Source organism: Paenibacillus endophyticus, from assembly GCF_014192395.1.
GTDB classification, from domain to species: Bacteria; Bacillota; Bacilli; order Paenibacillales; family Paenibacillaceae; genus Pristimantibacillus; species Pristimantibacillus endophyticus.
In genome coordinates, this window is sequence record NZ_JACHXW010000028.1 from 50,507 (window position 1) to 74,660 (window position 24,154).

Below are 24,154 nucleotides of genomic sequence, written 5' to 3' on the forward strand. Positions count from 1 at the left end.
GCCTGTCTCCCCCTTCCTAAAATAAGCTAGATCCCGACAATCGCTTGGCGATATAGTTGCTGGAGAAGATTAGCGTCACGGAGATCACAGATTGGATCAAATCGATGGCTGCCGCATACGAGAAGCGCCCGTCCCTTAATCCCACCTTGAACGCGTAGGTTTGCACGATTTCCGAGGTTGGATTGTTGATGCTGTTGCCTAGCAGGAAAGCTTGTTCGAAATTCGAGCCTACCAGACCTCCGCCCAGTATGCTGCCTATCGTCAAGATCAGCACGACGATGATCGTTCCCTGCATGCCGGGCAACGTAATGTGGCGAATACGCGCCAATCTCCCTGCGCCGTCGATTTGCGCGGCCTCATACAGGAAAGGATTAATTCCCGCGATTGCGGCCAAGAAAATGATTGTCCACCAACCCATCTCCTTCCACACCGCACTTCCTACCGCAAGCCCCCAGAAATGATCGGGGTTCGTAAGAATGTCGAGCGGCTTGTCGATCCAACCGAGACTCATCAGCGCCTTGTTGACAAGGCCGCTATCGGCAGACAGGAAAGCGAAAGCTAGTCCTACTACTACTACCCATGAAATAAAATGGGGCAAGTAGCTGACGGTTTGGACGAACCTCTTGAACCGTAGATTTTTCGCTTCGTTCAGCAAAATCGCAAGCAGTATTGGAGCCGGAAAGGCAAAGATCACTTTGAGAAAACTTAAGACCAACGTATTGCGGACAATGGTTCCGAATTGATAATCGTTGACGAACTCGTCGAAGTGTTTAAGGCCGACCCACTCGCTTGTGAATATTCCTCTTATTCCGGCGGAGATGGAATAATTTTTGAACGCCATCACGATGCCGAACATTGGAGAATAGGCAAAGATCAGCAGGAAAATCATTCCTAGCCCCACGAAAAGATGAAGTACCTTTTGTTTTTTGAATCGCTTCCAATAATCCGCTCGACTTTGATTATTGGCTGAACCGTTTGTCATTTGTGTGCCAAGATCCATATATGTCCCTCCCTTGATATCAAGTCTACACCGGAGAGAGAGAGCTTCGTAAGCCAACATTTTAAAGAAAGCGTTGTCATTTTTTGATCTCAAGTCTCACGCTCATAAAAACAGCCTGTCTCAATAACATGGTGATATCCGCCTTTTCGGATATTTTACCCAGATGGTTTCGATCTATCCTGCCAGTTAGCTCAACAAAAAGATTCGCCTTATCAAATATTACAAAAGCAAAAACCCGACCTCACGAGGTCGGGTTTTTCATGGTATGGTGGAGGCGAGGGGATTTGAACCCCTGTCCGAAGATCACGCCACACAGGCTTCTACGGGTGTAGTCACAGTTTTGATGTCACCCGAGTATCGCCCCGTAACCGGCTATACGTTGGGTCAGCCTGATTGTCTTCTTCAGCTCACCGCAGGCGGAGATGAGACAGCGTATTCCACTACTTGTTAGCCCCTAATCCAGTCACATGGACGATGCTGGGTAGAAGCACGCACACAGTTTCTTAGGCTGCGAAAGCGTAGTTTGTTTGTTGTTTGCCGTTTAATAGGCTTTAGCGTTGATGAAGCAGACGACTCCCTGCTACCCGCAACCCGCGCTCGTCCAATCCCCGTCGAATCCATAAACGCCCCCAATTTTGCATAAACAATCAGCTGCATTCAAGCATAAATTTCATGTCTTGCCTGCACTAACGTTTAGCACAAATTGAAGCTTTAGGATTAAGAATCAGATTCATCAGATTAAACCTCTGACTCACTGTTTCGATTGTATAGCACGAATGCACTTTCTGATGTATCTTTGCTTATGCTACCTTTGCTACTGCTTTAGTATACCACGAATGCTCCTTAATTGCGTACAATTGTTATTGGTAGAACTAGAGGATTACATCCATGGAAATAAAAGCTTAACGGGCAACCTTTTGTTTTTCGCGAAGAGCACGCTGGATATCACGCTGAGCATCACGTTTCGCAGCCGTATCCCGCTTATCGTATTGCTTCTTGCCTTTTCCCAGCCCAATCAACAGCTTCGCGTATCCATTGCGAATATAGATCTTTAAAGGTACAATGGCATAGCCCTCTTGCTTCGATAAACCCAAGAGCTTATGAATTTGAGCTTTGTGCATCAATAGCTTGCGTGCACGCGTTGGATCGGTAGGATTATGCATATTGCCTTGCTCAAACGGGCTAATGTGCATATTGTGAATGTAGATTTCACCGTTGCGAATGGTTGCAAAAGCGTCACTGATGTTCGCCCTGCCATTGCGCAGAGATTTAATTTCCGTTCCCAAGAGCACCATCCCAGCTTCGAACGTTTCCTCAATGAAATAGTCATGGGAAGCCTTCTTGTTCTGGGCGAGCTGCTTGCCGTCACTTTTCTTACCCATGCTAGTCACCTCGACTTCATTCAGCTACAATAGTTGTTGTATGTATACTGGTGTTCATTGTAACAACTTTAGGAACGGAAATCAAGGCGATGCAGTGAGCTGCTCTCTCACTGTCCTATTCAAGAAGGAGGTATACCCATGCTGCTTGAAATCATAGCTACAACAGCCGATGAAGCGGTTACAGCCGCACTCCACGGTGCTGACCGAATAGAACTGATCTCAGACTTCGAGCAAGGCGGGCTGAGTCCCAAGATAGACGTGGTCGTCGAGGCGGTTGATGCACTCAAACGACTAGAGCAATCCAACAGCTCCGCTTTTCCAAAGATCATTCCCATTCATGTTATGGTTAGGCCACATAGCCAATCCTTCGTGTATGAAGAAGCTGATCTGCAAGAAATGATTACATATATGCGAAGTCTGCAAGGCACAGGTATCCATGCTTACGTTTTAGGAACGCTGCGTACAGACGGCACAATAGATATCCCGTCATTAGAGCGCCTTTTAGCAGCAGCAGGGGACGTGCCCGTCACCTTCCACCGTGCATTCGATGAGGTCGCCGATCAGCAGGAGGCTTTATCCACTCTATTGCATTATCCCCAAATTAAATGGATACTCACATCCGGTGGTAAACCCAGTGTAATCGATGCAACCGATCAAATCTTTAGGTTGATTGAACAAACTAATGGGCATCATATAACTATCCTGCCAGGCAGCGGACTAACCGTTGCAGCATTGCCAAGCTTTCTCTCAGCCACCAAAGCGCAAGCCGTTCATCTCGGTACTGGTGTTAGACTCGGCGGAACTGCAGCTCCGATCGATGGTTCACTCGTACGAAGCGCCCGCCAAATTCTTGACCAATTCCGTTAAAATATAACCTACACCCACGCTTGGTTTCGCACAAAAAAAACCGCCTCAACCCTAAGGTCAAAGGCGGTTTTATTAACGTTCGTAAGCTACTACAGCTTTACAACGTTTTCTGCTTGTGGTCCACGGTTGCCTTGAACAACGTTAAATTCTACGCGTTGTCCTTCTTCAAGAGTTTTGAAGCCTTCGCCAGTGATTGCGGAGAAATGTACGAATACATCGTTGCCGCCTTCAACTTCGATAAAGCCGAAACCTTTTTCTGCGTTAAACCATTTAACTGTACCTTGTTGCATGTGTAAAAACCTCCAAAAAAATAATATTAATATGCGCCTGGTTTGTCTTTAAACAAAAAATTCACACATTGGAAAGGGTTTCATGACTATAATGACACCCTTTTCAATATGTGAATTCAGGTTCATATTATCGATTGATTTGAGTTTACTATACCCAGAATTAAAAAGCAAGTGACGAGCTTAAATATATTTTCCCATATTGTCCAGAACGCGGCGGCTTCCATTTATGACATAGAACGGAAGCCGCTTGCCAGTTATTTACTTACGATTCTTGCGGACAAACGCTACTGTAGCGTTGCCCCCGCCGCCGCTTTTCTTCTTCCGCTTGCTCTTGCCTGGCGCTGCGCCGCTGCCATCCGGGCTTAGCGCATCCACTCCGCGCTCGCCGCTAAACGCACCGCTCGGCGCTGCATTCTTCCGCCTCGCCGCATCACCGCCGCCTTCACTCCGCCGCTTCCCGGCTCCGCCACGGCCACTGCCGCCTTGCCCGCCGCCGCCGCGGATGGGCAGGCCCCACATATCCGTGCGCGAGCCGCCTCCGCTTCCGCGCAACTGCTCTTGGCCTTGGCCCGGCGCTCCGCCTGCCTCTTGCCCCGGCCCGCGGTCCGACGCCGCCAACCCGCTGTCGTTCCCGCCGACACCGGCTTCGCCGCTGCCTCCTCGGCCGCGCCGCTTGCCGCCGCGCCCGCTATCAGGCGCATCGATTCGCCACGGATTGGCTTGCTCGACAATGCCAACCACGCTGCGGTCCACGCCGCTGTTGAATCCGCCGCGGCCGCCTTTACCGCCACGGCCTTTCCCGCCGCGACCACCTGCGCTTGCTCCGCCACGGTTATCCGAACCGCCGCGCTTGCCTTCGCCTGTCGCCGCCGATCCATTGCCCCCTCGGTTGTGATCGCCCGATCCGCCTCGGCTTCGCCCTTCTGCACTTGATCCAGAAGCGCTGCCGCCACGGCCTTTCCCGCCGCGTCCGCCTCGATCAACACTACCCGCACGATCACCGAAGCCGCCGCGTTTTTTACCGCCGCCGAAGCTGCTTGGGATGCCTTTTCCGCTGCGCGGTTTCATGTCCATCAGCTCAAAGTCAATCGTGTGCTCTGTCATACTGACGCGAGTAACCCGAATTTTCACTTCGTCGCCAATCCGATATATTTTGGATGTACGCTCGCCAACCAATATCATATGCTGCTCATGGAAGTTATAGTAGTCGTCTGACATATCACTCAGACGAATCAAGCCTTCCACTGAATTTTCCAGCTCAATAAACATGCCGAAGCTCGTTACGCTGCTAATGATTCCTTCGAACTCCTCGCCCACTTTATCGAGCATGTATTCGCATTTCTTCAGCTGCTCCGTATCGCGTTCTGCATCAACCGCTACCCTCTCACGTTCGGATGAATGCTGGGCAACCTCCGGCATCCGTGCCGTAAGCGTCTCATGGCGCGCCTCCGTCAAATGACCCCCGCCATTCAGCACTTCACGAATGATCCGGTGAATCACCAAGTCGGGATAACGACGAATCGGAGATGTAAAGTGCGAATAAAATTCAGCTGCAAGCCCAAAATGTCCTAGGCTTTGCGCATCATATTTGGCCTGCTTCATCGAACGAAGCATCACAGTCGAAATAACGGTTGCTTCCTTGGTTCCGCGAATATCCTCGAGCAGCGTCTGCAGTGCTTTCGGATGAATCGAATTTCCTTTACCCTTTACGGTATAACCGAAGTTTGACGCGAACTGGACGAAATTAAGCAGCTTCTCCTGCGTCGGGTCCTCATGGATCCGGTAGAGGAAAGGAACGCGCAGCCAGTGGAAATGCTCTGCAACCGTCTCATTCGCGATCAACATGAACTCCTCGATGATTTGCTCAGCCACGGAACGCTCACGCTTGATAATATCGACCGCTTTGCCGTTCTCATCCACGATTACCTTCGATTCTTGGAAATCGAAATCGATAGCGCCTCGTTTCATCCGCTGCGAGCGCAGACGCATCGCGAGATCCTCCATAAGTCCGAACATGTCGAGCAGATCGGCATATCGTTCCATAAGCTCCGTCTGCGGCTCTTCTTCCGTAGCCGTCAGAATTTTTTTCACATTCGTATAGGTCATGCGCTCTTTCGTACGGATCACGCTCGTAAATATGTCATGGCGCACGCGTTTCAGTGTCGCAGCGTCGAATTCCATCTCACAAGATAACGTAAGCCGATCCACTTTCGGATTAAGCGAGCAAATGCCGTTCGACAAACGATGTGGCAGCATTGGTATTACGCGGTCAACCAAATACACGCTGCAACCTCTACGGTAAGCTTCCTGGTCCAGCTCCGAATTTTCTCTTACGTAATACCCTACATCAGCGATATGAACGCCGAGCAAATAGTTCCCATTCTCCAGGCGCTTCACATGTACCGCATCATCAAGATCCTTCGCGTCCTCGCCATCGATCGTGACGATGACCTCATCGCGAAGATCCCGTCTACCCTGCTGAACAATTTCTTCGTCGGTAATCGAATCCGGCGCAGCTTCCGCTTCCGCCATCACTTCATCCTGGAAACCCTCCGGCAGCTGATGTTTACGAATAATCGACAAAATGTCGACACCCGGATCGTTCTTATGTCCTAAAATTTCGACAATTTCGCCTTCGGCAGCAGAACGTCCTTCCGGATAGGAGACGATGTTCACGACAACCTTTTGCCCGGAAACTGCTCCTTGGTAGCCGCCCTTAGGAATAAAAATATCACGGTTGATCCGTTTGTCATCCGGTACCACGAACGCATAGACGTCATGATCTTCGAATGTCCCTACAATCTGAGTGACCGCCCGTTCCACGATGCGAACGACCTCGCCCTCCATCCTGCCGCCATGCTCGCTTCTTGTCGTGACTCGCACGAGAATAATATCGCCGTTCATTGCGCTCTTCAGATCATTCGCATGCAAGTATACATCCCCGTGATCCTTCTGATCCGGTATCAAGAAGCCAAAGCCCTTTGCATGCGATTGCAGCTTGCCCCTCAATAAGTTCATCCGCTCCGGCACCCCATAGTGATCATTCGGTGTACGAATGATTTTGCCCGCGTCCTCAAGCAGGTTCAGCAGTTTAAGGAACTCCTTAAACTCCGCTGCGCCCTCGATACCAAAATGCTTCTCGAGCTCTTGGTACGTCATCGGCTTATAAGCCGTTTCTTTCATAAAATCAAGCAGTTCCTGCTCGTGAATGGTCATTAGTTGTTTTTCTCCTCATAAACCTGCGGCCAACTCTAGCTTCGTTGCGGCAGGTTGATAGAATATCATATATCATGTAGTATACACGAAATGGGGGCCTCGCATCCGTGAATATGCTGAAAATACAAAAAAAGCGAGGATTATCCTCGCTTTCTGCGTGTGTGTCCATTATTGTTTTACGAAGTACGATACAACAAGCGCTAATATAAAGAAGCCAGCCGCCAGAACTACTGTCAAACGCTGCAAGAACAAATCCAAACCGCGCGCCTTCTGTTTGCCGAACAAGTGCTCAGCTCCGCCCGTAATTGCACCGGACAAGCCTGCGCTCTTTCCTTTTTGCAGCAATACTACAGCAATCAGGCCGACAGAGAATATAACGAGCACGATCTTCAATAAGATATCCATTCATTCCACCTCCAGCATAGGAGCTCCGTAAAAACACGTAAATCGAGTGTACCATAGCTGGGCCTAAATTACAATAGGACAAGCCCAAAACACGGCCTTTTATGCAAAGCCATGGGATTTTAGGAACTCATAGTTATTTGCAGCGCTCTCAAGTGAGCTTGATTCGAACTGCTCCTGCTCCACAATCATGAACTCAACGCCAGCTGGCTCAAGCTCGATCAACAGCTCGGCATAACCTACCTCGCCTTTTCCAATTTCAGCATCCTTCAAGCCTTTGGAGAAATCCTTCAAATGCACCAAAGGAACGCGGCCCTTGTATCGTTTCAAATAGTCAGCAGGCTTGTAGCCTGCAATATGCAGCCAGCCCAAATCGAATTCCATCACCATTAGCTCGGACGGAATTTGGGCTAAAATCTGATCGATCACAGGCTTTTTCTCCACTGATTTGAAATCGAATTCGTGATTTTGGTACCCATACTTCATCCCCGCTGCTCTAACCTGCTGACCGCATTTCGTGAATACGTCAATCAAATACTTCACATTGTCTTTAGTCGGCTGCTCCGGCAACGGTGCCCAAGGCGTTATGATATACGTTACGCCAAGCTCTTTGGCATATTCAATTTGGCCTGCCAAATCGGATTCCATATTTTTCGAATCGCTAAAGTTCAAGGGAACATGCACGGAAGGAGCTTTTAGTCCAAGCTCAGACAGCTTGCTCTTAAGCTCAGGGGCCGGCGTTTTGAAATACCCCGCAAACTCGACTGCCGTGTAGCCGATCTCTGCTATTTTTTCGAGTGTGCCCAGAAAATCAATTTCGGTTTGATCCCTTACGGAATACATTTGAATGCCTATGCCCGGTTTTGCCACAAGTCACACCTCCTAATCGAATAATGCTGTACCCGCATATTATGTCCGAGATAAGGCCTGAACTATGGCACAAAAAAAAGAAGGACACGTCCGGATGGACATGCCCTTCTTCAAAAGCCGCAATTTGCGTCTTATTTGAAGTTTTTCAAGTTGTAGAAAGCGGATTTGCCTGCGTATTGCGCAGTTGAACCCAATTGGTCTTCAATGCGAAGCAATTGGTTGTATTTTGCAACGCGGTCCGTACGGGACGGAGCGCCTGTTTTGATTTGGCCAGCGTTTGTAGCTACAGCGATGTCAGCGATTGTGCTGTCTTCGCTCTCGCCTGAACGGTGAGAGATAACAGCTGTGTAACCAGCGCGTTTTGCCATTTCGATTGCATCGAAAGTTTCAGTAAGCGAACCGATTTGGTTAACTTTAACCAGGATCGAGTTGCCCACGCCTTTGTCGATACCGTCAGCAAGACGCTCCGTGTTCGTAACGAATAGATCGTCACCAACCAGTTGTACTTTACCGCCAAGCTTCTCAGTAAGCAGTTTCCAACCATCCCAATCGTCTTCGGAGCAGCCGTCTTCGATTGTGATAATTGGGTATTTGTCAGCCCATGAAGCAAGAAGGTCAACGAACTCAGCAGGTGTGAACGATTTGCCTTCGCCTGCAAGCACGTATTTGCCGTCTTTGAAGAATTCAGTTGAAGCAACGTCCATACCGAGGAATACGTCAACGCCTGGCTTGTAGCCTGCGCGCTCGATAGCGGAGATGATTGTTGTAATGGCTTCTTCGTTTGAACCTAGGTTAGGAGCGAAGCCGCCTTCGTCGCCAACAGCTGTGTTAAGACCTTTGTCATGCAATACAGCTTTCAGGTTGTGGAAGATTTCAGCGCCGATACGAAGCGCTTCTTTGAAGCTTTCAGCACCGACAGGAAGAACCATGAATTCTTGAACGTCGATGTTGTTGTCAGCGTGCTCGCCGCCGTTGATGATGTTCATCATTGGAACTGGAAGCACTTTAGCGTTGAATCCGCCAAGGTATGTGTAAAGAGGTACATCAAGAGCATCAGAAGCTGCGCGAGCTACTGCCATTGATACCGCTAGAATGGCGTTAGCGCCCAGTTTAGCTTTGTTAGGCGTACCGTCAAGCTCGATCATTTTGCGGTCGATAGCTACTTGGTCAAGAGCGTCAAGACCGATGATTTCGGGAGCGATTTCTGTGTTTACATTCTCAACAGCTTTCAGAACACCTTTACCAAGGTAACGGGATTTGTCGCCGTCACGAAGCTCAACAGCCTCGTAAGCGCCTGTGGAAGCACCGGATGGAACGATTGCGCGGCCTTTGCCGCCTGACTCTAGGGAAACTTCTACTTCTACTGTTGGATTTCCGCGGGAATCCAACACTTCGCGTGCGTATACATCAACGATAATTGACATGAGAGAAACACTCCTTCAATGGTTTTATTTGGGGTTGATCAAGGAAACGCCGGTCATTTCTTTCGGTTTGGACAGCTCTAGAAGCTCAAGAAGCGTTGGCGCGATGTCGGCAAGAATACCGCCGTCGCGAAGCGTCTCGCCAGCTCTAGTTACGATAAGCGGTACAGGATTCGTCGTATGTGCCGTAAACGGACGGCCATTCTCGTCAAATACCATATCAGCATTACCGTGGTCGGCTGTAATGATGCACACGCCGCCTTTGGCAAGCACAGCTTCCACTACTTTGCCAAGGCATTCATCCGTCGCTTCAACTGCCTTGATCGTAGGCTCCAGCATGCCGGAGTGGCCTACCATATCAGGGTTCGCGAAGTTCAGAATAATGGCGTCATGCTTGTCTGATTCGATCTCGCGCACCGTAGACTCGGCAAGCTCATACGCGCTCATTTCCGGTTGAAGATCGTACGTTGCGACCTTCGGGGAATTGATAAGCACGCGAGTTTCGCCTGGAAGCTCATGGTCGCGACCGCCGCTAAAGAAAAACGTAACATGCGGGTATTTTTCGGTTTCAGCTGTGCGCAATTGTGTCTTGTTGTTCTGTACGAGTACTTCGCCAAGCGTATTATCAAGGTTCTTTGGTGAATACGCAACGAATCCGCCAACGGTTTCACTGAATAGCGTCAGGCAGACGAAATACAGGTTCACCGGATGGTTCGCGCCACGGTCAAAGCCTCGGAAATCCTCATTCGTGAATACTTGCGACAATTGAATCGCACGGTCAGGGCGGAAATTGAAGAAAATAACCGCATCCTCGGATTCCACTAGGCCAACTGGCTTGTTTTCACCATCCACAATAACCGTTGGCATAACGAATTCATCATAAACCGATTTCTCGTAGGATTCAACTACCGCTTGAATCGGATCGTAGTATTGAGGTCCTTCGCCATACACCATGGCACGGTATGACTTCTCCGTACGCTCCCAACGCTTGTCGCGGTCCATGGCATAATAACGCCCTTGCACCGTAGCAATGCGTCCTACGCCAACCTCTTCGATCTTAGCTTGCAGACGCTCCAGGTAGCCTTTAGCGCTATCCGGAGATACATCGCGTCCATCCAAGAAAGCGTGGATGTATACATCCTCAAGCCCTTCTTTTTTCGCAAGATCAAGCAAAGCGAACAAATGCTCAATATGGCTATGTACGCCGCCGTCTGAGAGCAATCCGTACAGGTGCAGCTTCTTGCTGTTCGTCTTCACATGGCGAACCGCTCCAAGGATGGTTTCGTTCTCGTAGAACTCACCGTCCCGGATCGATTTGCTGATACGGGTCAGATCCTGATACACAATGCGACCCGCGCCAATATTCAAATGGCCAACCTCGGAGTTGCCCATTTGGCCTTCTGGCAAACCAACTGCTTCGCCAGAGGCCGTCAGCGTCGTGTGCGGGTATGTCGACCAGTAACGGTCGTAATTCGGTTTGTTTGCTTGTGCTACGGCATTGCCGACAACATCATCACGCAAACCGAAACCGTCAAGAATAATAAGCGCTACAGGTTTGGGAACAGCCATCTTACTTGGCCCCCTCGACCAAAGCGATATATGATGCTGGTTCTAGACTAGCACCGCCGACAAGCGCGCCATCAATATCGGTTTGACCCATGTACTCAGCTACGTTGTTAGGCTTCACGCTGCCGCCGTATTGGATGCGAACAGCATCTGCGGTTGCTTGGTCATATAGGCCTGCAACAACGCCGCGGATATAGCCGATAACGTCCTGTGCATCCTCGGAAGTCGATGATTTACCAGTTCCGATTGCCCAGATTGGCTCATATGCAATAACGACTTCTGCCGCTTGCGCTGCGGATACGCCTTGGAAAGCCGCTTCAGTTTGCACTTTGCAAACATCCTTCGTTTGTCCTGCTTCGCGTTCTTCCAGCTTCTCGCCTACACAGACGATTGGCAGCAAGCCGTTTTTGAATGAAGCGTGAACTTTCTTGTTTACGATCTCATCGGACTCAGCGAAGTATGCACGACGCTCGGAGTGGCCGATAATCACGTATTTCACGCCAAGATCCTTCAACATCACGCCGCTGATTTCACCTGTGAATGCGCCATTGTCTTCGAAGTGAACGTTTTGCGCTCCGATAGCAATCGAAGTGCCTTTCGCAGCTTCAACAAGGGCAGGAAGTGTCGTGAAAGGCGCGCAAATCACGCTCTCCACACCATCAACCTCAGCTTTGCCTTTAATCTCGGAGAAAAAGGAAACAGCCTCGGATACTGTTTTGAACATTTTCCAGTTACCTGCAATGATCGGTTTTCTGTTGCTCATGCGTAATCCTCCTCATAATATTTTATTGGGGTGAAAGCTATTATTTATCGTTAAGAGCTACAACGCCTGGAAGCACTTTGCCTTCCATGAACTCAAGGGAAGCGCCGCCGCCTGTCGAGATGAAGTCCATTTTGTCAGCTAGGTGGAATTTCTCAGCTGCTGCTGCGGAATCGCCGCCGCCGATAACCGTGTAGCCTGATGTTTCTGCGCAAGCGTTGGCAACAGCTAGCGTACCATGCGAGAATGGCTCAATTTCAAATACGCCCATCGGTCCGTTCCAAACGACTAGCTTGGAGTTTTTGATTACGTCAGCGTAAAGCTCACGTGTTTTAGGTCCGATGTCAATGCCTTCCCAATCAGCTGGGATGCTGTCTACGTCAACGATTTGCGTGTTAGCCGTAGCGCTGAAATCGTCAGTAACTACGATATCAACTGGGATCAAGAAGTTTTTGCCTAGCTTTTTAGCTTTCTCCATGAACTCAAGAGCAAGATCAAGCTTGCTGTTATCGACAAGCGATTTGCCGATTTCATGTCCTTGCGCTTTGAAGAATGTATAAGACAAGCCGCCGCCGATGATTACGTTGTCGGCAATTTCAAGCATTTTGTCGATAACTGCGATTTTGTCTTTTACTTTGGACCCGCCTACAATTGCTGTGAAAGGACGCTCAGGGTTGTTCAATGCTTTGCCTAGCACTTCAAGCTCTCTCTCCATTAGAAGGCCGGATACAGCGGGAAGAATATGAGCAATGCCTTCTGTCGATGCGTGCGCGCGGTGAGCAGCGCCGAAAGCATCGTTTACGAACAAGTCAGCAAGCTTAGCGAATGCTTTCGCTAGTTCTGGATCATTCTTCTCTTCACCCTCGTAGAAACGTACATTCTCCAGAAGCAATACGTCGCCGTTGTTAAGGGCAGCAACCTGCGCTTCAACCGCTTCGCCAATCGCTTCGTTTGCTTTTGTTACTTGCTTGCCAAGAAGCTCGGACAAACGCGCTGCGGATGCCGTGTGGCGAAGCTCTTCAACCACTTGGCCGTTCGGACGTCCAAGATGGCTTGCTAGAATAACTTTAGCGCCTTTTTCGATTAAGAAGTTAATCGTAGGAAGCGTTTCACGGATACGCTTGTCATCGGTAATTTTGCCATCCTCTAGCGGCACGTTGAAATCAACGCGGACAAATACCCGTTTACCAGCAAGCTCAGCTACATCACGTACACTTTTCTTATTCATTTATGAAACCTCCCGAATAATTGTTATGGAAAGGGATAGCCGTCGATTCGCAAAAAAAAGAAGGGCGCTCCTTCAAAGAAGAAACGCCCCCGTGATTTACGTCTCCTAGAAGCCGCAAATCATAGACCTGTGCTCCGCCTGCGCGAAAGCCGCGGGTCCGTCCGCCTTCTTTGCTTACAGACCTTTGCTTGCGATATAAGCAGCAAGATCAACTACGCGGTTCGAGTAGCCCCACTCGTTGTCGTACCATGAGATAACTTTAACCATGTTGCCTTCAACAACCATAGTCGAAAGACCATCGATTGTGGAAGAAGCAGGGTCGCTATTGTAGTCGCTTGATACAAGCGGCAATTCGTTGTAGTTCAAGATGCCTTTAAGAGGACCGTCAGCAGCTTCTTTCAATGCTGCGTTCACTTCTTCTACCGTTACATTTACTTTAAGCTCAGCAACAAGGTCTGTTACGGATACGTTAGGTGTAGGAACACGCATAGCCATACCGTTCAATTTGCCTTTAAGCTCAGGAAGTACTAGAGAAACAGCTTTTGCTGCACCAGTTGACGAAGGAATGATGTTCTCAGCAGCTGCGCGAGCACGACGCAAGTCTTTGTGAGGAACGTCAAGTACGGATTGGTCATTTGTGTATGAGTGAATCGTTGTCATCATACCTTTAACGATTCCGAATTTGTCGTTCAATACTTTTGCGAAAGGAGCTAGGCAGTTCGTTGTACAAGAAGCGTTGGAAATAATGGTGTGTGCCGCAGCGTCGTATTTGTCTTCGTTAACGCCGATAACCACTGTAATATCTTCGTTCGTTGCTGGAGCGGAGATGATAACTTTTTTAGCGCCGCCTTGCAAGTGAAGCTCAGCTTTTTCTTTCGCTGTGAAAATACCAGTTGATTCAACTACGATTTCAACGCCAACAGATCCCCATGGAAGGTCAGCAGGGTTGCGCTCTGCGAATACTTTGATTTCGCGTCCGTTAACAACAAGCGCGCCTTCTTTTGCTTCAACAGTACCGTCAAGTTGACCGTGAGTTGTATCGTATTTCAGAAGATGTGCCAGTGTTGCAGTGTCTGTAAGATCGTTTACTGCCACGATTTGAACATCAGGGTTGTTCAGTGCTGCGCGAAATACGTTACGGCCGATGCGACCAAAACCATTAATACCAACTTTAACCATTTGTAATTCCTCCTAAGCGTTTTTAAAAGAAATGAATATATTTCAAGATGCTTCGCGCATGGCCGGAGCCCTTTGCTAACCATCATGATTCCTTTACTGCTGGTATTCGTTAATTCTTTTCTTGCTCGATTAACGCTACCATTTCTAGTGCTGCCGCTTCATCGGTTACAAGCACGTCATTATGGCCGAAGCGCATAATCGCTGCTATCGCCTCGCCTTTGCTCTTCCCTCCGGCTACGCCTATAACAACTTCAGTCTTCACAATATCCTCAAGCCGTAACCCTACCGTTTGCATTTTGTGCACGACGGCGCCTTTTCGGTCGAAATAAAAACCGAATGATTCTGCCAAAGCTCCCTCGGCTTCCATAGCATCGATAATCGCACGATCCAATCGACGGCGTCTTGCCATGACCATAGCATCTCCGATTCCATGTACAACGATGCGAGCACTGCGGATAACATCCACAATCTCGCGAATATTTGGTTCGTTCATAATGGAGGCGAATGCTTCCTCGCCCAGATGATCCGGCACATGCAGAAGCCTGTATTGCGCTCCTGTCCGCTTGGCCATCATCGATGCAATCGTGTTGGCTTGATAGTCCAGGCTCTCTCCTAGGCCGCCTCTCGCCGGTACGAACCAATTCGTCTTCAGCTCCGATGAGCTTGCTAGCTGGTTCGACACTTGAGCAATCGTGGTCCCGCCAGTTACAGCCACAACATCGTTTGGCCGCATAACTTTGACCAGGATCTGACTGCATGCACGTCCGAGCTCTCGCTTAGTTTGTGCAGACACCTCGGAATCGCCCGCAACGATCACGACCTGCGATAAGCCGTAATGCGTCCGAATCGTTTCTTCCAGCTCGGATAGCCCGAACATGGTTTTGTAAAAAGGCTCAAGCTGTTCTAGCAATAACTTGCCTGAATCGCTAATTCGCATACCCGCCGAATGAATCTCGAGCAGGCCCTGCGATTTCAGAAAGTCGGTCTCCGCACGAAGCATCCGCTCCGTCATCGATAATGCCGACGCCAGCGTTCGGCGTCCGATTAAATCCGACAGCATCACCCGATGCAGAATCGAATACCGTTTCTTCATGACGTCGAGCAGATCAGGCACAAGCTGCTGCTGCAGTTCAACGATCTGACGCATCTCTCATCCTTCACTCCATCGGCCTCTAGCGTATTCGGTTCAATAACGTTGGACTCAATATGTCCCGCGGTATCATTTCAAGTCCCACCTTTATTTTAGCGGAAAATGGTTCTTGAAGCAATAGCCGTTTCTGTTTTGAAAACGATTTCCGACACATTTTTAACAAATTTAATTTTTGAACGGCTCTTGCTTTCGCTGCTCAAATATCATATAATAATTTTTGCGACTATTTTACGCGCCCGTGGTCCAATGGATATGACGCAGCCCTCCGAAGGCTGAGATCTAGGTTCGATTCCTTGCGGGCGCGCCACAACGCTATTTCAGCCGACTCGGCTTGCAATTTCTATATTGATACAGACAGACCGTTCCTATACATGGGAACGGTTTTTTATTTTCAATCACTTCCTCTCTGGTTCATCCTGCTTTTTACCCAGCTCCGACCCTGTGCGAAGCGTGCCAGAACGCACTGGTTATTCTGTTCAAAGGCTCTGCGTTCCCTATTTCATTTCGGGATTACGGGATTTGTCTGACTATCTTTGACTTTTGCTTTTTCATCCGTTATTATGAAAATACGATTTAACCATTCATTGTTTTTCGAGGAGGGGGCTTACGTTGGATATGAATTTCGTTCCTATGGTTATTGAGCAAAACAATCGAGGTGAGCGTGCGTATGACATTTACTCTCGCCTATTGAAAGATCGTATTATTTTTCTTGGCTCGGGTGTAAACGACGTGGTGGCCAACTCCATCATTGCGCAATTGCTATTCCTGGCAGCAGACGACCCAGAGAAGGACATTTCTCTTTATATTAACAGCCCAGGCGGTTCGATTACGGCAGGCATGGCTATTTACGATACAATGCAATACATTAAACCTGACGTGTCGACCATTTGTGTAGGTATGGCTGCTTCAATGGGAGCTTTCTTGCTTACTGCAGGCGCCATTGGCAAGCGTTACGCGCTTCCGAACAGCGAGGTCATGATTCACCAGCCGCTTGGCGGGGCAGAAGGCCAAGCAAGCGATATCGCCATCCGCGCAAAACGTATTATCGGTATGCGCGACAAGCTGAACGGCATTCTTGCAGAGCGCAGCGGTCAATCGCTCGAACGTATTGAGAAGGATACGGACCGTGACTACTTTATGAGTGCTGCTGAAGCGAAGGAATATGGACTTGTCGATAAAGTAATCGAGAAGCTCGCTTAATTTGTTTCACGCTCCAAGACAAACGGGGCTGCTCCCATGGGTCTGAATAGACCCGGGGAGCAGCCCCGTTTTTTGTATTTCCGATTTACCGGCAGGATCGCTATCTTCATATGCTGCGCCTATCAAGCGCAGACGGCTGTATCCACGCAAAAGCAGTCGTTTCGCGGAGATCTGTAAGCACATTTAGATGTGAAACCATATATATGTTTATAAATTAAAAAAAGCCACCCTTGGTCATGCGACCCTGGACGGCTTTTATTTAATTTTAACGAATTATTGGTTTTCCAGCTCTTCTTTGCTTACCAAAGCGACTAAAGCGTTTACAGCCTGCTCTGCATCCGAACCCTCTGCACTTATGGATACTTCAGTGCCCGAGCTGATTGCTAAGCTCATAATTCCCATTATGGATTTAGCGTTCACTTTTTTGTCGTCTTTCTCTACAAATACTTCGGAAGAAAATTTGTTCGCTTCTTGTACGAATAATGCTGCTGGTCTTGCATGTAGTCCCGTCTTAAGACGAACAACAACCGGAAGCCTTGTCATGGAAACCATACCCCCTATATTTTACTCAAGCATTAGCATGCGGCACATGCACATACGGCTGTAATGCCGCCGTCCTCTGGCTGCGAAAGCTTGATCCGGTCAAAGACAAAAATGCTTTTGCTTGTTTGCTTCGCATTCCTATCTTCATAAATAAAGACATTTTAAATTATTATATCATTATACCAGCCGATACACTAGGATGAAAGTTCATACGCCGCGGATTTTTTCCGCGAGTTCGTCGATTTTGCGCAAACGGTGGTTTACACCCGACTTACTAACCTTTCCTCCCAGCATTTCGCCAACCTCTGTCAGATTCATATCCGGATGCAAAAGCCTAATCTCTGCAACTTCCTTTAGCTTATCAGGCAGGCTGTCGAGGCCAACCTCGCGCTGCAGCAGCTTGATATTCTCGATCTGCCGAACAGCTGCGCCGATCGTTTTATTCAGGTTAGCCGTTTCACAATTCACGATACGGTTAACGGAGTTGCGCATATCGCGCATGATTCGAACATCTTCAAACTTGAACAAAGCTTGATGCGCGCCGATTATATTGAGGAGCTCGATAATTTTCTCGCCCTCTTTAATATAGAAAATAAAACCCTTTTTCCGTTCAATGCACCTGGCGTTAAGATCGAATTTGTTGGCAAGGTCAACCAGTGACTCGCAATGCTCTTGATACAAAGAGGATATCTCCAAATGATAAGAGGAGCCCTCTGGATTATTGACCGAGCCTCCAGCAAGAAAAGCACCTCGCAAATACGAGCGCTTGCAGCAAGGCTTGCGAATAATTTCCTTGTCGATTCCCAGGTTGAACATAAATCCTTCGGAGACAATTTTGAGCTCGCTCAATATTTCTTGTACCCCAGCCGGTATTCTCACGATATACACGTTGTTTTTCTTCAGCCGCATTTTCTTGCGAACGAGTAGTTCGACATGTATTTCATAATGTTTTTTGAGCAGGGAATAAATTCTTCTGGCAATCGCGGCATTTTCCGTTGAGATGTCCAAAACGACTTTGCGGCTGGATACGCTAACCGAACCGTTCATCCGTATAAGCGCGGATAGCTCCGCTCTCTCACAACAGCTGTCCGCCTCAATTAGTGTCAGCTCTTTCTTCGTTTGCGCCGCAAATGACATTGTGTATCACCTCTTTCGTAACATCCAGTTCTCCACCAGCTTATATATATGATGGCTTAAACGCTCGGCATCATGCCTCAAAAAAGTGCGGAATAAAACAAGTCGGTCAGCTATGACCTCATAGCCTTTCTGCGTGACTGCATCCAAATCGAGATGCACCGCTTTCGCACCCAGCTCGGCGTACTTGCTTTCGATCTGGGGCGGAATCTCACCGTCGTTCACAATAACATAATCGAATAAATGATGGCCAATGTGCGCATGAATCGCATCCAAATGATCGCCTACAGAATAATTATCGGTTTCGCCGGGCTGTGTCATGACATTGCACACAAACAGCTTCACAGCTTCAGACTCCACAATGGCGTTCGCTAGCTTAGGAACGAGCAAATTAGGAATAATGCTTGTATATAAGCTTCCGGGTCCTATCAGGATCGCGTCTGCTTGTTCGATGGCTTCGACTGCTTCCTGAAGCGGCTCCACATTGGTCGGCTCCAGAAATACTCGCTTGATTACTTTACCCGCCTTTGGAATCATGGATTCGCCGGTCACGATCGTACCGTCTTCCATTTCTGCTTTCAACACAATTGCTTTGCCTGCTGCAGGCAGCACTCGTCCTCGAACGGCAAGAACCCGGCTAAGCTCACGAATGCCAGTAACGAAATCGCCGGAAATATCCGTCATTGCCGCCAGCATTAGATTGCCAAGACTATGTCCCGCTAAGCCCGGCACTGTTTTGAAACGGTATTGCAGCACCTCGGTCAGAAGCGGTTCTGCATCCGCCAGTGCCATTAGCACATTTCTTATATCGCCAGGCGGGGGGATCTGCAGCTCGTTGCGCAAAATACCTGAGCTGCCTCCATCGTCGGCAACCGTTACGATAGCCGTTATATCGAGCGGCTTCTCTTTAAGCCCGCGAAGCATGACTGAGAGGCCCGTACCGCCGCCAATGACAACGATCTTCGGCCTTCTCAGAATTTTATGCCTACTTTGCATTCTCTCACCTCGTCAATGCTTGTCACGTTCGGCATCGCGATGACTGACACGCACACGTTCCGTATCGCTGCTGCCGAGCATGCGTCCCAAATATTCAGCTATGGCAACGGAACGATGCTTCCCGCCAGTACAGCCAATACCAATAACAACCTGACTTTTGCCTTCCTTGCGATAAAGCGGAATAAGGAATTGCAGCATGTCTAGCAGCTTTGTGAGGAATTGCTGTGTTTCAGGCCATTTCATAACATATTCGTACACTTCGGGGGTTTGACCAGTGTTGGGTCTCAAATGCTCAATATAATGAGGATTAGGCAAAAAACGAACATCATAAATTAAGTCAGCATCAATCGGAATGCCATACTTGAAACCGAAAGAGGTAACGTTAATCGATAGGCTGTTTTGCTCTAGATTCGTGAAATGGGAAATAATCCGTTCCTTCAGATGCGTCGGCTTCAGTGTACTGGTGTCAATAACCTGAGAAGCCCACCCTTTCAGGTCTTCCAAGAGACGCCGTTCATTCTTGATCCCTTCAAGCGGCATGCCTTCAGGAGCAAGCGGATGCCGGCGTCGGCTTTCCTTATAGCGTTGAACGAGCACGCCGTCTGTTGCATCCAGAAACAAAATTTCACAACTAATCGTGTAATGCTCCTTGATATATGCAAGCGACTCGGAAAGCGCCGTGAAAAACTCCCTGCCGCGCAAATCGATAACGAGTGCCACGTTTCCAATCTTACCGTTCGACTGTTCAATCAGCTCCGCGAATTTAGGTATAAGAACGGGCGGCAAATTGTCAACGCAGAAGAAACCGAGGTCCTCCAGGCTTTGGACAGCAATCGTTTTGCCCGCGCCAGACATCCCGGTTATAATGACAAGCTTCGCTACTGTTGCTGTCGTTTCCATGATCAAACCTCCTAAAGACTTTGCGAATGCAAAGTCACTTCGTAAGGATATGCTTAGACTTTGCGAATGCAAAGTCACTTCGTAATATATGCTTAGACTTTGCGAACAAAGTCACTCATTAATTAACCTCTAAGGATAAGTCCTGCTGCACCAACTACGCCTGCATTGTTGCCTAGCGTTGCCGCTACGATTTTCACGTTTTCCTTCGCTTGCTCCTGCGTGTATTTCTCGAATACCTCGCGGATTTGATCGAATAGGAAATCTCCCGCCTTGGATACGCCACCGCCGATAATGAAATATTGCGGATTAAGCACAATAGCGATCATAGCCATCGATTTGCCCAAATAATAGGCAGCACGGTTTACGATACGAGTCGCTACCTCGTCGCCTGCTTTGGCAGCGTCAAGGACATCCTTCGCCATAATATCTTCAACGGATGAAAGCGATGTGCGGTCGCCGCGTTCTACAGCGTCCTTCGCCATACGGATAATCCCAGTTGCAGAGGATACCGTTTCCAAGCAGCCCATTTTGCCGCAGCCGCATTGAATAGCCTCTAGATCAGGAACGATCGCCATATGACCCAACTCGCCTGCCATCCCCATATATCCTTCTACGATTTTTCCTTCTATAATAATGCCGCCGCCTACGCCTGTTCCGAGCGTATAGCAAACGCAGTGTCCGATACCTTTGCCCGCTCCGCCCCAAGCCTCGCCCAGTGCCGCTACATTCGCATCATTGTTTACTTTAACCGTCTTATTGAGCTCTTGCTCCAAATACGCTTTCAAATTGACGTTCTCAATTTTCAGGTTTGGCGCAAATTTCACAATACCGTTCGGAATATCCAGGAAGCCGGCAATGCCTACGCCTACGCCGTCTACTTGCTCCCAGGAAAAGTCGGATTCTGTTACGATTTGCTGCGCGTATTTTGCGATATTTTGAAGGATAGTGTCCGTTCCTTTACTCGCTTCCGTCGGCCCTTCATACGTGTGGAGCAGCTGCCCATCCGCATTGCAAATGCCTACCTTAATTGCTGTTCCGCCGACATCGACTCCAACGTAAATCTTTTCAGACATCACTAGTCCACCTCATCAATATGTTAATCTTCTCTGTAACACTATAAGCGACCTTTATCCTCTGGTCAAGATAGATGGATACGGGTAAAAGGGGCATTCTTGGCTATTGAAAAGGCTATACCTTCAAGCGTCGCGCTCTGCCGGTATAGCCCTTTCTTTATCCTATGAAGCATAGTCGGCAAGTATTAAAGCGATTGGCTCCAGTCATGCGTTACGGTGCCCTCGAGAAATCTCTCGCAATCAAGCGCCGCCATACAACCGCTGCCCGCTGCGGTAATCGCTTGGCGGTATTTGCTGTCTTGTACGTCGCCACAAGCGAATACGCCTGGTACGTTCGTTTCGGAAGTGCCTGGCTTAACAACAATATAGCCGTTGTCATCCGTATCGATTTGGCCGTTTAGGAACTTCGTATTAGGCGTATGCCCAATTGCAATGAAGATACCATCTGTTTCGATAACGTCTTCTTCGCCTGTTACATTGTCACGGACCTTAAGACCAGTAACGCCCATGCCCGTTGCGACAACCTCAACCGGTGTGCGGTTTAGGCTCCAGCTGATTTTTCCGTTCTCGCGTGCGCGGTCCTGCATGATTTTGGAGGCGCGCAGCTCATCTCGGCGGTTAACCAGCTCCACGTTCGTTGCAAAACGAGTAAGGAAGCTTGCTTCCTCCATCGCGGAGTCGCCGCCGCCAACTACGATGATTTTCTTGCCGCGGAAGAAGAAGCCATCGCAGGTTGCGCAAGTGCTGACGCCTTTTCCGACATTGTCTCTCTCGCCAGGAATTCCGAGGTATTTAGCCGATGCTCCTGTCGAGATAATGATGCTCTCGCCCACAATTTCGCCTTGGCCTTCTACCTGAAGCTTGAAAGGACGCTCGGACATATCCACGCTGTTAACCCAGCCCGTAATAAACTTTGCGCCGAAGCGCTCCGCTTGCTTGCGCATGTTCGCCATAAGCTCCGGTCCCATAATGCCTTCCGGGAAACCAGGGAAATTCTCAACCTCAGTCGTAGTCGTCAATTGTCCGCCCGGCTCAGGGCCTTCAATAATAAGCGGGTTCATATTGGCGCGAGCCAAGTAAATTGCTGCTGTAAGTCCGGCAGGGCCGGTACCGATAATAATGGATTTGTACATCGTCTTTCACCTCGTAAAAGTTTATTCGTCTTGCGCTTCCTGCGCCGAAAAGACAGAGCTCATCGACTTCATCTTTTCTTTGATGCCGCATATCTCGTCAATCAGCTTGACGTTCTTGCTGACTGTCGCGATCGACGTTCCATACCTAACCGAGACCTCATGGTACGAGATTGACCTCCGGTGCATCTTGGCCGTCAAGTATTCCAAAGCGGCTGCCCAGCCCTCAGGCTTCGCAAGCTTAGGTACATCCGGATACACGCGTGACAGAAACTCTACCCATAAAGTCATTAGGTCATGCTGCTGAACCAAATCGTATTGCTTGCTCATGCGGGAAAGCGCCGTTTCTACAACGGCCTGCCACTTGTCTTCCCATACAGGAAGCCGTGAAGGAACCCGGTTAGGCTCAATAACGGTTTCTTTTCCTTCCAGGAAGATCGGCAGCGGCTCTTGCACGCCCATGGTTCGAAGCACGAAGATGGCAATCCGTTTTAAGTAGTCATCCTCGTCACGTTCTAGCAGGAAGGTTTGGAGCACATCCTTCACTTCGCTGTCAGCAATCATGCCTAGAGCCTGAATGACCTGCAGCTTCGTATGCTGATCGCCATGGCGCAGCGCCCAGAAAAACGATGACCGAACGAGCGGGTCACGTTTAAGATGATCGGGAATGCCATCTGAGGATTTCTCCCACAGCTTGAACTGCTCCTCGAATGGCAAATGATAGTGGTAACTGATCGATGCCGTCATCTCTCCGCCGCGCAGCAGCTCTAGCTGCTCCATATAATAATGGGGTATGCCCGATTTGGGGTCCAGCTTAATCGTCTGCTTCCATAGCCGTTCCGCTTCCTGCAAGCGTCCGATATTGCAAGCGGCAACAGCCGCATAATGATACAAGCTCGGATCCTGCGTCAGCTCAGAGTCTTTCAGAAGCCTTGTAAAATGCTTGTAAGCAGCTCCATGCTCTCCTAAGATGCCCATAGTCGTTGCCAATTTAAACACATGCTCCTGATGAAACGGCACCGTCTTCGTAAGCAGCTCGACAAGCGGACGCAGGCTTGCTTCGTCATTCTTATGCTGATAGAAGATAGCGAGGTTGCAAAGCGCATGGAGATTGCCCGCTTCAAGCTCAAGCACCTCATGGATGGTATCCATCGCCTTGTCGAACATGCCCATATAATAATAAGCCAGCGCCAAATTGTTGCGGGCAGCAAGGAAGTCCGGCTGTCCCTCAATAATTTTCTCTAAAATGCGCACAGCCTCCGTGAATTTGCCTTCCTCCAGCAGAGTGCGGGCCAAATCATGCTCAACCATGCCTTCGCGCGATTTAATATTCGTCAGGCGCGTCGGGCGCTCCAGCTCATAATGCAGAAGATCCATCATATCCTCTGCCTCGTCAAGGAACTGACCCTCCGAATCCTCTTCTAAATATCGAATAAGCGAGCCTTCGGCCGCTTCATATTGTTCCATATTCGCATAATTATTCGCCATATAGAAATGGCATTCCGTCATCGTCGGATCAAGCTCATCCACAATCCAGCCCAGAATCCGGTTGGATTCCTCATAATTGCCCATCTCCGATAGGATGCCGGCCATATTGCAATGGTTTACCGGATTATCCGGCTCGTATTCCACGGCGCGACGAAAATATTTAAGTGCCTTGTCATAATGGAATCGATCTAGTGACCGAACCGCACGTTCGAAAAAAAACGTGGCGTCCCATTGAACCGGTATGACTTTCGTCTGTTGATCTACGGCAACACGTTTCTTCCCTTTCACTGGCAAGGCACCTCCCGTTACTTCCGATTTTCTACGATTATACCATAGCCATACCTTTGAGAACATGAAAG

22 protein-coding genes, 1 tRNA gene and 1 other RNA gene are annotated in these 24,154 nt (G+C 49.0%); 4 read left to right on the forward strand and 20 right to left on the reverse strand.

The genetic code is table 11. The annotated features are described in order from the left end of the window. Positions 1-16: 16 nt before the first annotated feature. The 3 genes from FHS16_RS28615 to smpB form a co-directional block, all read right to left on the reverse strand. Positions 17-1,000, reverse strand: coding sequence for an ABC transporter permease (locus FHS16_RS28615; protein WP_183570703.1), 984 nt, complete (start codon positions 998-1,000; stop codon positions 17-19). A gap of 266 nt (positions 1,001-1,266) precedes the next feature. Next, positions 1,267-1,631, reverse strand: a transfer-messenger RNA (tmRNA) gene (ssrA, locus tag FHS16_RS28620). 271 nt (positions 1,632-1,902) lie between these two features. Then, positions 1,903-2,382: an SsrA-binding protein SmpB gene (gene smpB, locus FHS16_RS28625; protein WP_183570705.1), complete on the reverse strand. Its 480-nt coding sequence runs from the start codon at positions 2,380-2,382 to the stop codon at positions 1,903-1,905. A gap of 138 nt (positions 2,383-2,520) precedes the next feature. Between smpB and FHS16_RS28630 the strand changes: the two genes are divergently transcribed. Next, entirely contained in the window at positions 2,521-3,249 is a 729-nt protein-coding gene (locus tag FHS16_RS28630) for a copper homeostasis protein CutC (RefSeq protein WP_183570707.1), read from the forward strand. A gap of 89 nt (positions 3,250-3,338) precedes the next feature. Here FHS16_RS28630 and FHS16_RS28635 read toward each other — a convergent pair whose 3' ends face one another. The 10 genes from FHS16_RS28635 to FHS16_RS28680 form a co-directional block, all read right to left on the reverse strand. Then, positions 3,339-3,539: a cold-shock protein gene (locus FHS16_RS28635; protein ID WP_028609190.1), complete on the reverse strand. Its 201-nt coding sequence runs from the start codon at positions 3,537-3,539 to the stop codon at positions 3,339-3,341. Between the two features lie 258 nt (positions 3,540-3,797). Then, positions 3,798-6,755, reverse strand: a complete 2,958-nt coding sequence (gene rnr / locus FHS16_RS28640) for a ribonuclease R (protein ID WP_183570709.1) — start codon at positions 6,753-6,755, stop codon at positions 3,798-3,800. A gap of 168 nt (positions 6,756-6,923) precedes the next feature. Then, positions 6,924-7,160: a preprotein translocase subunit SecG gene (gene secG, locus FHS16_RS28645; protein WP_183570711.1), complete on the reverse strand. Its 237-nt coding sequence runs from the start codon at positions 7,158-7,160 to the stop codon at positions 6,924-6,926. A 99-nt stretch (positions 7,161-7,259) separates the two neighbouring features. After that, complete coding sequence (locus tag FHS16_RS28650) at positions 7,260-8,027, reverse strand: sugar phosphate isomerase/epimerase family protein (RefSeq protein WP_183570713.1); 768 nt, start codon at positions 8,025-8,027, stop codon at positions 7,260-7,262. Positions 8,028-8,158: 131 nt separating this feature from the next. After that, positions 8,159-9,451, reverse strand: a complete 1,293-nt coding sequence (gene eno / locus FHS16_RS28655) for a phosphopyruvate hydratase (protein ID WP_183570715.1) — start codon at positions 9,449-9,451, stop codon at positions 8,159-8,161. A gap of 24 nt (positions 9,452-9,475) precedes the next feature. Next, complete coding sequence (gene gpmI / locus FHS16_RS28660) at positions 9,476-11,017, reverse strand: 2,3-bisphosphoglycerate-independent phosphoglycerate mutase (protein ID WP_183570717.1); 1,542 nt, start codon at positions 11,015-11,017, stop codon at positions 9,476-9,478. A 1-nt stretch (position 11,018) separates the two neighbouring features. Then, positions 11,019-11,777 (reverse strand): triose-phosphate isomerase, encoded by a 759-nt coding sequence (tpiA, locus tag FHS16_RS28665; protein ID WP_183570719.1) that lies wholly within the window; start codon positions 11,775-11,777, stop codon positions 11,019-11,021. Between the two features lie 40 nt (positions 11,778-11,817). After that, entirely contained in the window at positions 11,818-13,002 is a 1,185-nt protein-coding gene (locus tag FHS16_RS28670; RefSeq protein WP_183570721.1) for a phosphoglycerate kinase, read from the reverse strand. Between the two features lie 174 nt (positions 13,003-13,176). Beyond that, the gene (gene gap, locus FHS16_RS28675; RefSeq protein ID WP_183570724.1) at positions 13,177-14,181 is read right to left on the reverse strand and encodes a type I glyceraldehyde-3-phosphate dehydrogenase; all 1,005 of its coding nucleotides are present in this window, start codon (positions 14,179-14,181) and stop codon (positions 13,177-13,179) included. Between the two features lie 109 nt (positions 14,182-14,290). Then, positions 14,291-15,328 carry a sugar-binding transcriptional regulator gene (locus tag FHS16_RS28680; protein ID WP_183570726.1) on the reverse strand — a complete coding sequence of 346 codons (1,038 nt, stop codon included), beginning with the start codon at positions 15,326-15,328 and terminating at the stop codon, positions 14,291-14,293. 235 nt (positions 15,329-15,563) lie between these two features. On the opposite strand from FHS16_RS28680, the gene FHS16_RS28685 reads away from it, so the two are divergent. From FHS16_RS28685 to FHS16_RS28695, 3 genes are all read left to right on the forward strand, one after another. Then, positions 15,564-15,638 (forward strand) — tRNA-Arg (locus FHS16_RS28685). Positions 15,639-15,946: 308 nt separating this feature from the next. Beyond that, a complete protein-coding gene (gene clpP, locus FHS16_RS28690; RefSeq protein WP_169091151.1) occupies positions 15,947-16,531 on the forward strand; it encodes an ATP-dependent Clp endopeptidase proteolytic subunit ClpP in 585 nt (194 codons plus the stop codon). 36 nt (positions 16,532-16,567) lie between these two features. Beyond that, on the forward strand, positions 16,568-16,708 hold the full coding sequence (locus FHS16_RS28695) for a hypothetical protein (protein WP_183570728.1): 141 nt from the start codon (positions 16,568-16,570) through the stop codon (positions 16,706-16,708). 96 nt (positions 16,709-16,804) lie between these two features. Here FHS16_RS28695 and FHS16_RS28700 read toward each other — a convergent pair whose 3' ends face one another. The 7 genes from FHS16_RS28700 to FHS16_RS28730 form a co-directional block, all read right to left on the reverse strand. Next, positions 16,805-17,074 (reverse strand): HPr family phosphocarrier protein, encoded by a 270-nt coding sequence (locus FHS16_RS28700; RefSeq protein WP_028609180.1) that lies wholly within the window; start codon positions 17,072-17,074, stop codon positions 16,805-16,807. Between the two features lie 207 nt (positions 17,075-17,281). Then, the gene (gene whiA, locus FHS16_RS28705; protein WP_183570730.1) at positions 17,282-18,211 is read right to left on the reverse strand and encodes a DNA-binding protein WhiA; all 930 of its coding nucleotides are present in this window, start codon (positions 18,209-18,211) and stop codon (positions 17,282-17,284) included. A gap of 6 nt (positions 18,212-18,217) precedes the next feature. Beyond that, the gene (mgfK, locus tag FHS16_RS28710) at positions 18,218-19,204 is read right to left on the reverse strand and encodes a gluconeogenesis morphogenetic factor MgfK (RefSeq protein ID WP_221226501.1); all 987 of its coding nucleotides are present in this window, start codon (positions 19,202-19,204) and stop codon (positions 18,218-18,220) included. A 12-nt stretch (positions 19,205-19,216) separates the two neighbouring features. Continuing rightward, positions 19,217-20,104, reverse strand: coding sequence for an RNase adapter RapZ (gene rapZ / locus FHS16_RS28715; protein ID WP_183570732.1), 888 nt, complete (start codon positions 20,102-20,104; stop codon positions 19,217-19,219). Positions 20,105-20,226: 122 nt separating this feature from the next. Then, positions 20,227-21,177, reverse strand: a complete 951-nt coding sequence (locus FHS16_RS28720; RefSeq protein WP_183570734.1) for an ROK family glucokinase — start codon at positions 21,175-21,177, stop codon at positions 20,227-20,229. A 185-nt stretch (positions 21,178-21,362) separates the two neighbouring features. After that, entirely contained in the window at positions 21,363-22,310 is a 948-nt protein-coding gene (gene trxB, locus FHS16_RS28725; RefSeq protein ID WP_183570736.1) for a thioredoxin-disulfide reductase, read from the reverse strand. Between the two features lie 21 nt (positions 22,311-22,331). Further along, on the reverse strand, positions 22,332-24,083 hold the full coding sequence (locus tag FHS16_RS28730; protein WP_183570738.1) for a tetratricopeptide repeat protein: 1,752 nt from the start codon (positions 24,081-24,083) through the stop codon (positions 22,332-22,334). Positions 24,084-24,154 lie beyond the last annotated feature (71 nt).

What these genes read in the sequence shown, in the direction of transcription:
- mgfK (WP_221226501.1), bottom strand. Translation starts at nt 19,204, where the DNA reads ATGCAAAGTAGGCATAAAATTCTGAGAAGGCCGAAGATCGTTGTCATT.
- FHS16_RS28695 (WP_183570728.1), top strand. Translation starts at nt 16,568, where the DNA reads ATGGGTCTGAATAGACCCGGGGAGCAGCCCCGTTTTTTGTATTTCCGA.
- clpP (WP_169091151.1), top strand. Translation starts at nt 15,947, where the DNA reads ATGAATTTCGTTCCTATGGTTATTGAGCAAAACAATCGAGGTGAGCGT.
- eno (WP_183570715.1), bottom strand. Translation starts at nt 9,451, where the DNA reads ATGTCAATTATCGTTGATGTATACGCACGCGAAGTGTTGGATTCCCGC.
- whiA (WP_183570730.1), bottom strand. Translation starts at nt 18,211, where the DNA reads ATGTCATTTGCGGCGCAAACGAAGAAAGAGCTGACACTAATTGAGGCG.
- FHS16_RS28670 (WP_183570721.1), bottom strand. Translation starts at nt 13,002, where the DNA reads ATGAATAAGAAAAGTGTACGTGATGTAGCTGAGCTTGCTGGTAAACGG.
- gap (WP_183570724.1), bottom strand. Translation starts at nt 14,181, where the DNA reads ATGGTTAAAGTTGGTATTAATGGTTTTGGTCGCATCGGCCGTAACGTA.
- rnr (WP_183570709.1), bottom strand. Translation starts at nt 6,755, where the DNA reads ATGACCATTCACGAGCAGGAACTGCTTGATTTTATGAAAGAAACGGCT.
- FHS16_RS28630 (WP_183570707.1), top strand. Translation starts at nt 2,521, where the DNA reads ATGCTGCTTGAAATCATAGCTACAACAGCCGATGAAGCGGTTACAGCC.
- FHS16_RS28700 (WP_028609180.1), bottom strand. Translation starts at nt 17,074, where the DNA reads ATGACAAGGCTTCCGGTTGTTGTTCGTCTTAAGACGGGACTACATGCA.
- gpmI (WP_183570717.1), bottom strand. Translation starts at nt 11,017, where the DNA reads ATGGCTGTTCCCAAACCTGTAGCGCTTATTATTCTTGACGGTTTCGGT.
- secG (WP_183570711.1), bottom strand. Translation starts at nt 7,160, where the DNA reads ATGGATATCTTATTGAAGATCGTGCTCGTTATATTCTCTGTCGGCCTG.
- FHS16_RS28720 (WP_183570734.1), bottom strand. Translation starts at nt 21,177, where the DNA reads ATGTCTGAAAAGATTTACGTTGGAGTCGATGTCGGCGGAACAGCAATT.
- rapZ (WP_183570732.1), bottom strand. Translation starts at nt 20,104, where the DNA reads ATGGAAACGACAGCAACAGTAGCGAAGCTTGTCATTATAACCGGGATG.
- tpiA (WP_183570719.1), bottom strand. Translation starts at nt 11,777, where the DNA reads ATGAGCAACAGAAAACCGATCATTGCAGGTAACTGGAAAATGTTCAAA.
- FHS16_RS28680 (WP_183570726.1), bottom strand. Translation starts at nt 15,328, where the DNA reads ATGCGTCAGATCGTTGAACTGCAGCAGCAGCTTGTGCCTGATCTGCTC.
- FHS16_RS28615 (WP_183570703.1), bottom strand. Translation starts at nt 1,000, where the DNA reads ATGGATCTTGGCACACAAATGACAAACGGTTCAGCCAATAATCAAAGT.
- FHS16_RS28635 (WP_028609190.1), bottom strand. Translation starts at nt 3,539, where the DNA reads ATGCAACAAGGTACAGTTAAATGGTTTAACGCAGAAAAAGGTTTCGGC.
- trxB (WP_183570736.1), bottom strand. Translation starts at nt 22,310, where the DNA reads ATGTACAAATCCATTATTATCGGTACCGGCCCTGCCGGACTTACAGCA.
- smpB (WP_183570705.1), bottom strand. Translation starts at nt 2,382, where the DNA reads ATGGGTAAGAAAAGTGACGGCAAGCAGCTCGCCCAGAACAAGAAGGCT.